Here is a 12952-nt window from a genome sequence, read left to right as displayed (position 1 = left end):
CGAGACGGACAACCTACACGATTTGCTGCAATTCGTCCGCAGGGCATCCAACCGTGACACGAACGCCGCTCTTGGGGTGATGAAACGTGATCGATTCGGCATGCAGCATGATTCGCGTTTGATTCGTAGACTGCAGCCCCGCCGAGGCCCCCGCAACGGCGTTTTCAGAACCGTTCTCGCCATACAGCGAATCGCCCAGAATCGGATGGCCTCGCAGTGCCGATTGGATCCTCAGTTGATGCATCCGGCCGGTGTGGGGAAACAGCCGAACGAGCGTGCGATCGCGTTCACGGCAATAACGCACGACTTCGACGCGGGTTTCGGCGAACTTTGCCTCGGGATCGTTCTCGGCGGCACGCTCGGCTCGCGGCTGATCGGGGACCTTTCTTAGATAGTCCGTCCACAGCGGTTCGACGGGCTCGATTTTCCCCGCAACGACTGCCAAATACTGCTTATCGACCTTACGTGTGGCGAATTGTTCGGACAGCAGTTTGGCGACCCGTTTTCGTAGGGCAATCAGCACCACGCCGCTGACGGGTCGATCAAGCCGATGAACGACCGCGAAATAATCGCTACGATCGGAAAACTGGGTTCGTAAACGTGATTCGAGGCTATCGGCACCTGGGGGCGATTGCGTCGACAGTCCTGCTGGTTTTTCGACGGCCAACATCGATTCGCCGTCCCATAACACCTTGATCGCACTCTCACTCGTCATCCGCAAACATCATCCATCATCTTCGCAACGATCATGCGGTTCGCATCACCACGTTTGTCGTCTTACTTGATTGCATGATCGTGGTTGTCAACGGCTACGTTTGAACCGTCACGAGATCACACGAAACAACAGCGCAAAAAAAAACGAGAGATCCCGGCCACGACAATCACTGAAGTAAGTTGTTAAAACACATGATGTCGTGTCCAAATTACTTCAACAATCGATCGACGGATCTCTCGTACCCTTAATTTGTAAAGAGAGAATCGATCACGTCAAGATGAGTTGCGTTATTGGTGGCGAAATTCAGAGCTCGACCCACCGCCCTGATCAAACATTTCGATCACGAAGAATGATCCCAAACACATCGACTTGCCGCATTGCAACGGTCATCCTGTGGGCATGACGAACCGGTTGCCAAGCGACTCACCGCCTTCGAAACACACTCATGCTAACGACCATCCAGCCTGCCGATGACCACCATTATCACTTCATCACCGGTCGGCTTGCCGAGCATGCGGTGCGAGAGATTGCGGCATCGCTAGCGAAGGAATATTCGTTCACCTATTCGATCGGAGTGATGCCGATCACGGTGGCCGCTTTGATGACAACCAAATGGTTGCTGCGGCACTTGAATATCCCCGAATCGACGACTCATGTGATCGTACCGGGCTACTTGGAAACGGGTTACAACGAACTGCAAAACAGCGTAAAAACACCGGTAATTTGCGGCCCAAAAGACTGCCGCGACCTTCCCGAGGTGTTTGGTAAACCGCGTCCCAAAGTCGCTCCGAACGAGTACGACATTCAGATCATTGCCGAGATCAACCACGCGCCCCGCATGTCGATCGACAGCGTGCTGCGAACCGCAAAACAACTACATGAATCGGGGGCCGATGTGATCGATTTCGGCTGCGACCCCGCATCACGTTGCAACAACATCGGCGATTACATCGGCGTGTTGGTCGACGCCGGATTTAAAGTTTCAGTGGATACGTTCGACACTTGGGAAGCAACTGAAGCGATCAACCAAGGCGCATCGCTTGTGTTGTCAGTGAACTCAACGAACTGTCACGCAGCGAAAGATTGGGGCGCCGAAGTGGTGGTGATTCCAGACCAAGTTGACGATAAAAAAAGTTTTGAAAAAACGATCAATTATTTGGCGAGACATCACGTTTCAATGCGATTGGACCCCATTTTGGAACCGATCGGCACAGGGCTTGTTGCGAGTTTAATTCGCTATGCGGACACCCGCCGCGAGTATCCCGAACTTGAAATGATGATGGGGATTGGCAATTTGACAGAACTGACCGAAGTGGATTCGGCTGGCATCAACTTCTTGTTGCTTGGTATCTGTCAAGAACTCGGCATTCGCAGTGTGCTGACAACCGAGGTGATCAATTGGGCACGATCCTCGGTACGTGAATGCGCCGAAGCAAGAAAATTGGTTTACTACAGCATCAAAAATCGTGTGCCACCGAAGCACTTATCCAACGCATTGGTGCAACTACGTGATCCGAAACTTAAATCGTTTCCCGCCACCATGCTCCAATCGCTTGCCACGACACTGAAAGACAACAATTACCGCATCTATGCACAAGATGACACGATTCATTTGTTATCGGCGGGAATGCACTTACAACAATCCGATCCCTTCGAATTGTTTGACCAATTGCTGCAGCGTCCCGAATCAAGCAACGTCGATCCCGGCCATGCGTTTTATCTCGGTTACGAGATGGCCAAAGCATCGATTGCGTTGCAGTTAGGCAAACAATACGACCAAGACCAAGCATTGCGATGGGGAATGCTGACAAAGGAAGAAAATTTGCATCGAATCGAGCGAAAAAGCCGCCACCCGAAGCCATGATTTCAGGGTGATGGGAGGCGGCGTACTCCTATGTCGGGTGGTGCCGCCGACAGAATCGTTTCGGAGTGTTAAAATCGGGACTGTTGTTTGCTCTGATTCGCTTCTTTCACTTAGCCCACGTACCGATTTTGGTTCACCGCCATGCCGCGATCCCTTTGGTCCATGTCACGCTCCCCTCGCTTCGTTCACTCGCTTCGCTACAGCGTTTATTTGTCGTTCGCATTTCTAGCCGTTATCGCGCTGGGATGCAGCAATAGCGAGACGACCGATTCATCCGATGCCGCCGACGATGCAAAGTTGCCGTTTACGCAGCCGACCGATTCCGTTGGCGACGTCAACAGCGCAGGGGAGGGCAGGGCGGATGCGGCGGCAAACACCGACGATGCCCGTCAAACGCCACCGAGGTTGTCGGGTCCTGCTTCGGCGAGTCCATCATCCGCGGCGATGCCCGAGCACGCTCATTCGGATCATCCAGATCACGAGCACCCCAACGAGGTTAGCGGAGCTGCAACCGCTGGCGAAGTCATTCCAATGGGTGAAGCGATTCCGGCGGGCGAAGCCATACCAGCCGGCGCGGCACAGCCCGACGAATCGACTCCGAAATTGTTGACGATCGCCGATCCGGCAGCCAACGAAACCGCCGATCCAAAGCGACGTCAATTACGAGCGAACTTGACTCCCGATGAACTTCGTGAGTTCCTAGCGGGCGCTGATAGCGACATTCAAGCGATCGCAAGCGGCACATCGGGAATCCAAGATCCCAAAGAAGCCTTTGCAGAGATGCGACGAATTTCGCAAATGAAACTCGAAGCATCGCGACGTTTACAAAATCATGCGGATGCCAACGCCGAAGCTCGCAGCGATGGTGCTCGCGGCGAACTGCAGTCGCTTTCGCATCTTGCCGCATTAGGCGATTTGAAATCAGCACAGGAGCTCGAGAAACTTGCGACGACCAACCTTGATTCAGAGGATCAGGCTCTGGTCACCGACAGCCGATTGGTGTTGATTGGATTCGCAATCGAGTCGCTGCAAAACGGCGAAGCCGATGCACCGCAGCGGATTGTTCAGCAGGTCCGTGGCTTAGCGAATTCCGACGCATCTTCGGATATCCCTGCGATGATGGTGATGGGGCAAGCTCGCCAAGTGTTGTCTCAATTTGATCATAACGCCGAAGCCAAAGCGGTTCGCGATACCATCATCGAACTGTACGCCGATTCATCCGATCCTCAGATCGCAAAGATGGCGGCTCAATTGGCGGGCAGTGTTCAGTTTGACGAGATCGACCGATTGCTACAACAAGCGATCGTAGGCGAATCGATCGATACCGACCGATGGACCGCTGCCGTGGATGCGTTACTGACCGCGTCGCCGGACCTTCAAACGGTTCAGTACTTGGCAGGTGCCGCACTGCAATTCGAAGGGCTTAATCGACAAGACCTTGCCACCGCGACCTACAACAAGTTGCAGTCACAATTTTCCGATCCCAACACCGCAACGGGGCAAGAGGTGCAGTTGGCGATTCGCGCCCGCCAATCCCGCATCGACGCGATTGGAAAAACGTTTGATCCCGACTTAAAATCGATCGATGGCGGCGAGTTATCGATCGCGGATTATCGTGGCAAAATTGTCTTGATGCCGTTGTGGGCGATGGGGTTCCCGGAATCGTTACAGTTGATTCCTCATTTGCAAGAGCTTGAAGAACAATCGCCGGACGAGATCGCGATCGTCGGCGTGAACTTGGATCCCACCAACGCTCCGGTGGCGGAGTTCATGCGACAGAACAAGCTAAACTTCTCAAGCTATCGAGCCGAGTCGTCTGCCACCGCCGAAGTTCCCAACCAAGTTGCGGCCCGATTTGGCATGGTGTCGATGCCGTTCCTGGTGGTGCTCGACCAAGAGGGCCGCGTCGCATCGATTGACTACACGATCGGACAACTGCAACAAACCTTGAAACGGCTGCAGAATTAGCCCCTAAGCGAAAGTCAATATAGAAAAATACGTTTTACAAATCTTATCAAGCAATGATGGATTCGCAGCGTTCTGAACTACACTGGGTGATTCAATGAGAAGAGCTATCCGAATCCATTTTGTCGGAAGTCATCTTATGTTGAGGACCTGAGATGCAATTTATCGAACTAACCGGAAAAACATTATTGGAGGTCGTCAACGAAGGCGAAATCGATCTGAAACAGATGCATGAATCGGGCGTCAATGGCGATTCGATCTTACGAATCAACAAGTTCGGCGAGATCGAATTGCGATCGCGGAACGAGTGGCAATTGGTTGGCGGATTGATCGGCCATTTCGAAGACCGTTTGATCTCGTTAACGGGACTCGATTGGGCCGAGTGATTGTGGCTGCAACAACGCCACACGATCGACCCACGATTTCATTCGCGACGCACACAAACGACCACGGCGTCCCTGATCACACACATCGCCGCGGACCGCGTAACAATCCGGAAAAACACCTTCCGCAACAAGCAGCTCGACCATCGCTAAGCGAATCGATCCCGCCAACGACCATTTCATCGACGCCTGATCGGCGATGCGGCCGAGCGTCCGCAACCGCTCGTAGCCTAGATGTTCGATTGACGAGCGTCCGTCTTTAACGAACGTATCGACCAAGCAGCGACGAAACCCGCACTCTCCGGCCAATTGAAACACCTGTTCCGTCGGCAAGCATGATGCCGATTCGCTGTCGGCATAGGCGACGGCCACCAATTCAGTGTTCGGTCCGATGCACAGCGACGCCGATTTCCACAGCTGTTGCATCGCGGCGGACGTTTTGATTCCCGACGGCCCGATCTTGGCAAAATCAAACGCTCGGGGCAGCCGCGACACGACCGATTGCCACCCACCTTCGGCTTCACCGAGGGCAGCGGAAAGCCGCGGCCGCGAGGCGATCGAGGCGTCGCCCCCCCCCGGATCAACGCCGCGAGGCGGATTCGTTTCGGCTATCCGCAGTGCGGCCGAGTGCCAGACCGCGGGGTCCACCGGCGCTAGCGGACCTTGGCGTGGCTCTTTGAAGTCGATGATCCCCACTCCTGCGGCAAGCGTCTCTTCAAACTCACCATCGTCCCTCACACTGACTAGCAGATCCGTCACAGAACCACACTTTCGTTTTTAACAGACACAGAAACTATCGCAATTGCAGCATAAACCGGATAGGCGATAGCAACCAAAGGGGGTAAAGTCGACACTCTGAAACATTATCCATCTCTTGCCGTCCCTCAACATTCAAAGCCAAGTTTTGAAGTACGAGTCCATCAACAATCACGCGGAGCTCGAAGTTCTCTGTGAAGAGATCGCCAAATGCCGTTTCATCGGATTTGATACCGAGTTTGTATCCGAAGATAGCTACCGTCCAGAACTGTGCTTGATCCAGGTCGCTTTTGGGGACCGTTTGGCGATCATCGATCCCTATCGGGTGGAAACCACCGACCCATTTTGGGAAGTGCTTTCCCAACCAGGGCGCGTTGTGATCGCACACGCGGCACGCGAAGAGATTCGTTTTTGCTATCGCTTTTCCGGAAAACCGATCGCGGGTCTGTTTGATACACAGCTTGCCGCCGGCTTCGTGGGGATGGAGTACCCCGCATCGCTAGCAACGCTGGTGCAGCGATTGGTGGGCAAGTCGCTACCGAAAGGCGAAACGCGAACCAATTGGCGGCATCGCCCGTTGAGCAGGGATCAGATCACCTACGCGCTGCACGACGTGGTCGATCTGGAAAAGATGTACCACCAACTCAATACGATGGTCTGTGATTTGAACCGGGAAACGTGGGTTGCCGAAGAAACGGCCAACCTGCAGCAAAAGGTCATCGACGCAGAGACTCGCGAAAATTGGCATCGTGTCAGCGGTTCGTCGGGGCTAAACCCTCGGCAATTGGAAACCGTTCGCCAATTGTGGTTGTGGCGTGAAGACCGTGCTCGCGAAACCGACCGAATTCCACGTCGTGTGATGCGAGATGATTTGCTGGTCGAATTGGCCAAAAAAGCCTCGACGAACATCGACAAGATCCGCAGTATCCGCGGTCTCGAGCGACGTGGGTATACCGGCCAATACGAAGCGATTGCCGAAGCGATCCGCGTCGCGTTGGACACGCCGGACGAGGATCTGCCGCGTCGGCCGCGTGGCACGCGGCGTTCGGTTTCACCGATGTTAAGCCAATTTCTATCGACGTCGATCGCTTGCATCAGCCGGCAACACAAACTCGCCCCGCCGATCGTCGGCAACGCGGACGATGTTCGCGAGCTATTGGGTTACGAATTGGAACATCGCAAAAACGATCCCGAGCCATCGCTGCTGAAGGGATGGCGAGGCGACATTGTCGGCAAATCGTTCCGCAAACTTCTGGCCGGTGAACTTGCGATTCGCGTTGCGGATGTCAGCGAAACGCAACCCCTCGAATTCATCGAAGTCAAAGAATAGCCGCAGCGGCCATGCGGCTACGGCAGCGGTCGCGTGCGACCGTCGGCGCGAGCTTTCTCCAACGCAGCGGACAATCGCTGGACGATTTCGGGATGTCCGCTGGCCAAGTTCTTGGTTTCCCCTTTGTCCTCGGACAAATCAAACAGCTCATGGACTTTGGCCCCTCCGCTGGTCGATGCAATCATCTTCCAATCGCCTGAACGAATCGCAATCGCATTGTCTTTCGTGTCACCTTGAACAAAGGCGATCTCACGAAGTGGTGTCTTGGGATCGGTCCCAAGCAGCGTGGGAACGAGGCTAAAGGAATCTTCGCCCGCATCCTCAGGCAGTTCGACGTCGAGGATCTCGGCCAGCGTAGCCATCATGTCGGTCAAACAAACCAACTGGGTCGATTCGGATTGAGGTGTGATTTTTCCTGGCCACCGCACGATAAAGGGAACCCGGTGGCCGCCTTCGTACGGCGATCCTTTTCCATCATGCCATGGCCCGTTGGTGAGGTGCCCCAGTTCTCGAGCCTCCTGTTTAGCCGTTTTGAACCGCTCGCGGATATTGTGCGAATCCACCGCCAAATTCAGCTCGACGTTTTGCGTGCCCTTGAAATCTTTTGGACTGTTGCCGTTGTCACTGGTAAAGACAAACAGCGTGTTCTCAGCGATTCCCAACGCGTCCAACGTGTCGATGATTTCGCCCACATGCGAATCGAGCTCTTGCACGTAATCGCCAAGCAGCCCCGCTTGGCTTGTCCCGCGAAACGCCGCCGCCGGGGTCACATGCGTGTGCGGCGCACAGGGGGTAAAGTAAAGAAAGAACGGCTGGTCCGCGTTCTCTCGGATGAACTCGATTGCCTTCGCCGTCAAATCGGAATCGACTTGGTCTTCCACTCGTGGTTTTGCCAGTCCCGAGGGAAACGCTTGCCCGTCAACGACGCGTAACTTTTCGCCGGGAACCAAACCGACAAAGTCGTGATTTTCGACGAACGCACGGTATTGGTCATTGTGATTGGTGGGAACGCCAAAGTGATAGGTAAACCCGGCTTCCAACGGCCCGGGGCTCAGCGGATATTCCCAGTTCCGCCCATAGCCAAGATGCCACTTGCCTATCGCGGCAGAACGGTAGCCCTGCGATTTGACCAGCGAGGCGAGTGTCATCCGCCCGGACTCGAGCCGATAACCATTGCCCTTACGATGAAGTCGCCATGGCAACCGTCCTGTCATTAACCCATAACGCGATGGCGAGCAAACCGAAGCGGCGGCGTGAGCATCGCTGAACATCATGCCTTGGCTTGCCAACGCATCAATATTCGGCGTCTGGATCTTGGTTGCACCGTAACAACTGATGTCACCATAGCCGAGGTCGTCCGCCATCATGATGACAATGTTGGGACGCTGCTGGGCAAACGCCGTCGAACCACCGAACAGGGCCGTCGAACCGAACAACAGTAACAGCAACGTGAGCAGCCGAAGATTTGATTGCATGAGTCTCTCAATCGTGTGGGGAAGCGATTTCGCCGAAACCAAATGAAAAGCGTCAGGAAATTTGGTACTGGTAATTATGATACCGAGCAATCCAAAGCGTAAGCCTGTTTTTCACGCTCGATTCATTCGCAGTGATATGCCGCTGGGGTTCCCCGAGACGATTGGCGATGCCGTTTAGATGAGTGGCAGACCGTTTAGAAGGGTGGCAGGCCGAGTGCTGGCTCGCCGCAGTGCCACGACGACGCGAGCTCGGCATCCAAGAGACGGCTCATCGAGCCAGCCGCTTCGGCCAATACCGCGAGGCATCGACGAGTAGCCACGTTGACCAGAAGAAGGTGGTGCTTTTGCATTGGCGTGGCAACCATTCACGCTTGTCCACGCTCAGACGAGCGTCGCAACAAAACAATTGGCCACAAAAACCGTTGCCGGTTACAGCGGGGAGTGGATCTTTTACAAGATCCACTCCGCTCGCTGCTTGTTCGGCATCGGTTCGTCCCCGACGTCTTTAGCGGCTTTGCACGTCGCTGCTGCGGCGGCTCACGCGGTCGCTTTGAGGACTCATGTAGTGAGTCGCCTCTTCCGCCACCAAGACGGTGTCACCCGAGCGGACTTCGGTGCGGAAGCGATGGTGCCCCGCACGATCCGCCTTGGCGACGACTCGCAAGTGAACCTCTTGACCAGCCCCGATGCGAGGGATTGGATCAAACAAGACTTGACCGGTCAGCAGCTCGCCGCTTTGGCCTTCGATCTTGTTCGGTTCGATTCCGTGACTGAATTGGGCCAGAGCACGAATGTCGGTCGCTTCTTTGCTGCCGCGGTTTCGCACAATGATTTCATAGGTCACATCCGCACCGATCGGAGCCGGGGCAGGGGGGTCGTTGATCGTCAACACAAGGTCAGCAATCGATTCGACGCGAGTTGCCAACGCGACGCCGGTTTGGCCAGCGGCCGAGCCTTTGCAATCGAAGATGAAACGTTGGTCACCGGTAGCGGTCATGCTGCAGCGGAATTGATAGTTGCGAGTCGCCCCCGGTGCTAGTGCATTGATTTGCCACTTCAGAGTACCGTGCTGCAACTGAGCTTCCTCGAGGCCGCCCAGGTACTTCACACCGCCGGGCAATTGCAGTGTCGCAACGATTCGTTCGCTGGTGGCCGAACCGGTGTTTTGGACCTGAAGGTTGTAAAGCGAATCAGTGTTCTGGTACTTCAGCTCAGGGCCGGTCAATACCGCTTCGAGCTTGGCCGAGGCCACGCGGATCGTCTTCTCGGCTTCGGCACGAAGATCGAGGTCGCCCGATGCCATCCCGTGGATTTTCAGATCGACGAGGTCTTGAGCAGTCAACTCAACTTCGAATTGAGCCTCTTTACCTGCGGGAATGTCACCGATCCGCTGGGTTTGCGGCGTGGCTGAGTTGGGCGACAACGTGAAGACCACGTTGGGTGCGGTTCCATCGCCGGGATTCAAAACGCGAACCGTGTAAGTTTGCGATTGACCGTAGATCACTTCCTCAGGTCCTTCGATCGTCAGATCCAAGCGAGGTTCTTGCACCTTGACCGTCGCGGTCGCGTGCTGAGGCGTCATTGTCCAATCGACGTCCAACGCATGGGTGCCGCTTCGCTCGGCTCGCAATCGCACGAACATTCGCTCGACCGATCCTGCGGGCAGCGAGTCAATTGTCCATACCAAACGCTCCGAGTTGCCTTGGGTTTGATTTTCGATGTGCCCCTGTGAGGCGTTGTGTCCGTGGATTTCGGCCCAGTCAGGAATCACCGCACGCACCAACACGCCTTGGGCATCAATCGACCCTCGGTTTTCCACACGAATTTCGTATTGCTGAGTTTGGCGGATCATGATTTCACCCGGGCCAAACGTCACCACTCGAATACCAGGCAATTCCGAAGCGGTCGAATTTTGTCCCGGCATGAGTGCTCGTTGCGAATCCAGTCGGTCCGATTGGACTGCGCCCGATCGCATCGAATTGGTTCGCTGTGAATCGTAACGTGGTTGCGCGAAGTTGTCGCCCGAGTAGTTACCGGTCGCCGAATTTGCGTTGCCGCCGTAGTTATCCATATCGTGTAGCCGCGTGGGCTTGGTCACCGAGCTTGACGATGCATCCGCCACATCGGAAACACCGACGGGTTGGCCATAGGTAACCATTTTCTCGGTGCGGACATTGAAGCCATCGTCGTGGTTGGTCGACGCAGCGGTATTGCCATCGGGTTGCCCGGCAAGCCCGGAACCGATCGGAGCCATGATTTGGCTGGCGGCCGCGGCGTCGCTTTGCGATGGCACCAATTGGCTCGGTCCAAATGCACTGACCGGAGGCCCGGCGCGATGCGAGATCGCTTGTGCCGACGGCGTGGGTGCCAGTTGACGGTCCGGAGCAGGCAGTGTCGATGCCGGCGATGCCGCCGCCATGTTTGGTGTTTGGTAGGTGGCCGAAGGATTCGGAACCGCAGCAACCGAAGCGGAAGGTGCCGGCGTAGCCGCAGGCAATCCCAACGATGCTGGTGCCGATCCAGGAGCCGACGGATCCACAGCCGGGCTTGGTGTTGCTGCAACAGCCGCAGCAGGAGCCGGGGTAGCTGCAGGTGTGTTGGCCGGAGCAGGCATGTTTGCCGGAGCAGGTGCGGTTGTCTGTGCAGGGACAGGTGCGGTTGCCGCTACCTGAGGTTTGGCGGGTTCCGCTTTTGCCGTTTCCGCTTTGGCGACTTGTGGCTTGGGCAATTCAACCGAAGGGGTGGGTCCCGTTTTAGCTGCGACGTTGGCTGACGCGCCCGCACCGCTGCCACGACGTGAACTGGAGCCCGATTGACTGCTCGTTGAACCGTTTGACTTCGCGTTTGCAGCCACCTTGGTCTCGGCGTCTGATGACGATGATTCGATTTCGCGGCGAACCACTTTAGGCACAAGTTCCGGCGTGGGCTTGGTAGCCGGCGCGGTCGATGCTGTTGCAGACGAGCTGGCCGATTTCGACGAGCTGGCCGATTTCGCAGGTACAGGGATCTCCGCAGGATCGAGCGGGTCCAACGAACGACGTCCGCTGCGGCGGCTACTGGTTTCGCTCGACAACGCGTTCGCGTCGTGATTCGTACGGCTGTAGGTTTCGCGAGGGATCACGCGGGCGGCTGTGGGACGCGACGTTGCCGGACGCAAAACCGAAGCGTCGCTTTGATTGCGATCCACCAACACCGAATCCGATGGCGGCGTCGGCACACGTGATGCGGTTTTGCTGGACACGGGATCAGCCTTCAGCGGTGCTGGGGCACGGCCGCGAATGACACGCGCCGAGCTGCCTTGGTTGGGATCCCGAATCGGAGTACGAGTGTCGGCTTCCGGGGTGGAGGTACCGCGGTGATACGGAATGCCGCTCCAATCCGCGGGCGCTCGATCGGCAGTGGACTGAGTCGACGACCTTGCCTGCGGCTGCGAAGTCGACGTCGACGTCGACGTCGAGTTGGAACCAGAAGATCGGCCGAACAATCCGCTGAGGATTCCTCGCGATTGGTGGTTGCCCTGGATTTGGTGATGCGCGTTGTTGGCAGCAAGCGAATACAGCAGATTCGGTGCGGTTTTTGGCGCCGGAGTCTGGTTTGTTTTCAGATCGGCGACCTGAGCGATCTTTCCACTTTGCCCCGTCGAATCGAACGCCGCCTGAGTCGCAGTCGGGCTCTCCCCCATCGCTGCGGAGGACATCAAACAGGCAAATGGGATGGCGAATAGCTTCGAAGCCACTAGCATTTTGCGATTGCCGCGCATGCCTACATCTCACGATTTTAGAAAGGAAATTGGATCTTTGGATTCATCGTCCTTTCCGGCCAGCACGGTCCAATAAAATTTGACGGTTATGCCGATTTTGGGTGGTGGATTTCGCCAGTAAGCCGCCCCTCAATGCTGTCAGGGTGACCTGCTGCGAACTTCAGTTGCGTTTCGCCGCGGCACAAGGGCACCTAAACGCCTGATTTGCCAAGCGTTACAATTCCGTCTGGCCCAACCCACTCTATCTCTGTGCCGTTCCCGAACCCGCGAAAAAGAATCACGACATGAGTCGACGCGAAAAAATCGAAGCCATGCTAGCTGACGAGCCCAACGACACGTTTTTGCGTTACAGCTTGGCGATGGAGCACAAAAGCGAAGGTAACTTTGCCGAAAGCCTGCGGCGACTCGAAGAGCTGACGCACGACGATCCCCCCTACGTGCCGGCGTTTTTTATGGCGGGACAGATCCTGGCCGACCTCGCCATGGAAGACCCGACGCGTTTGGACGAGTCACGAAAATTTTTGCGTGATGGCATCGACCAAGCTCGCAGCCAGGGCGATGCGCATGCCGCAGCAGAAATGAGTGAATTGCTAGCGTCACTGGGTGAGCGTGGCGAATTGTAGAAGGGCAGGGTAGACGAACAGCGACGCTCGCCCCAGGGTGGAGTGGCTCGACGCCACTCCACCCTCTGGTGACGGTAGCTA

9 protein-coding genes are annotated in these 12952 nt (G+C 56.0%); 5 read left to right on the top strand and 4 right to left on the bottom strand.

Going from position 1 to position 12952, the window contains the following annotated elements:
* Positions 1-13: 13 nt before the first annotated feature.
* A complete protein-coding gene (locus ABEA92_RS16540) occupies positions 14-715 on the bottom strand; it encodes an RluA family pseudouridine synthase (RefSeq protein WP_345684951.1) in 702 nt (233 codons plus the stop codon).
* A gap of 445 nt (positions 716-1160) precedes the next feature.
* Here ABEA92_RS16540 and ABEA92_RS16535 point away from each other — a divergent pair, with 445 nt between their 5' ends.
* From ABEA92_RS16535 to ABEA92_RS16525, 3 genes are all read left to right on the top strand, one after another.
* Positions 1161-2579, top strand: a complete 1419-nt coding sequence (locus ABEA92_RS16535; protein ID WP_345684950.1) for a DUF6513 domain-containing protein — start codon at positions 1161-1163, stop codon at positions 2577-2579.
* 162 nt (positions 2580-2741) lie between these two features.
* Positions 2742-4547: a TlpA family protein disulfide reductase gene (locus ABEA92_RS16530; RefSeq protein ID WP_345684949.1), complete on the top strand. Its 1806-nt coding sequence runs from the start codon at positions 2742-2744 to the stop codon at positions 4545-4547.
* A 152-nt stretch (positions 4548-4699) separates the two neighbouring features.
* A complete protein-coding gene (locus ABEA92_RS16525) occupies positions 4700-4930 on the top strand; it encodes a hypothetical protein (protein ID WP_345684948.1) in 231 nt (76 codons plus the stop codon).
* Here ABEA92_RS16525 and ABEA92_RS16520 read toward each other — a convergent pair.
* On the bottom strand, positions 4904-5686 hold the full coding sequence (locus tag ABEA92_RS16520; RefSeq protein ID WP_345684947.1) for a (5-formylfuran-3-yl)methyl phosphate synthase: 783 nt from the start codon (positions 5684-5686) through the stop codon (positions 4904-4906). The genes ABEA92_RS16525 and ABEA92_RS16520 overlap by 27 nt on opposite strands.
* A 115-nt stretch (positions 5687-5801) precedes the next feature.
* Here ABEA92_RS16520 and ABEA92_RS16515 point away from each other — a divergent pair, with 115 nt between their 5' ends.
* A complete protein-coding gene (locus ABEA92_RS16515) occupies positions 5802-7013 on the top strand; it encodes a ribonuclease D (protein ID WP_425572450.1) in 1212 nt (403 codons plus the stop codon).
* A gap of 17 nt (positions 7014-7030) precedes the next feature.
* Here the strand turns inward: ABEA92_RS16515 and ABEA92_RS16510 are convergent, their stop codons facing one another.
* On the bottom strand, positions 7031-8488 hold the full coding sequence (locus tag ABEA92_RS16510; RefSeq protein ID WP_345684946.1) for a sulfatase family protein: 1458 nt from the start codon (positions 8486-8488) through the stop codon (positions 7031-7033).
* 505 nt (positions 8489-8993) lie between these two features.
* Positions 8994-12185, bottom strand: a complete 3192-nt coding sequence (locus ABEA92_RS16505) for a hypothetical protein (protein WP_345684945.1) — start codon at positions 12183-12185, stop codon at positions 8994-8996.
* A gap of 347 nt (positions 12186-12532) precedes the next feature.
* Here ABEA92_RS16505 and ABEA92_RS16500 point away from each other — a divergent pair, with 347 nt between their 5' ends.
* The gene (locus ABEA92_RS16500) at positions 12533-12871 is read left to right on the top strand and encodes a hypothetical protein (protein ID WP_345684944.1); all 339 of its coding nucleotides are present in this window, start codon (positions 12533-12535) and stop codon (positions 12869-12871) included.
* The last annotated feature ends 81 nt before the right edge of the window (positions 12872-12952 follow it).

Origin of the sequence: Novipirellula caenicola (assembly GCF_039545035.1) — a bacterium.
GTDB lineage: Bacteria > Planctomycetota > Planctomycetia > Pirellulales > Pirellulaceae > Novipirellula > Novipirellula caenicola.
The sequence above is the reverse complement of the archived record's forward strand: the minus strand, read 5'-3'. Positions and strand labels throughout refer to the sequence as shown.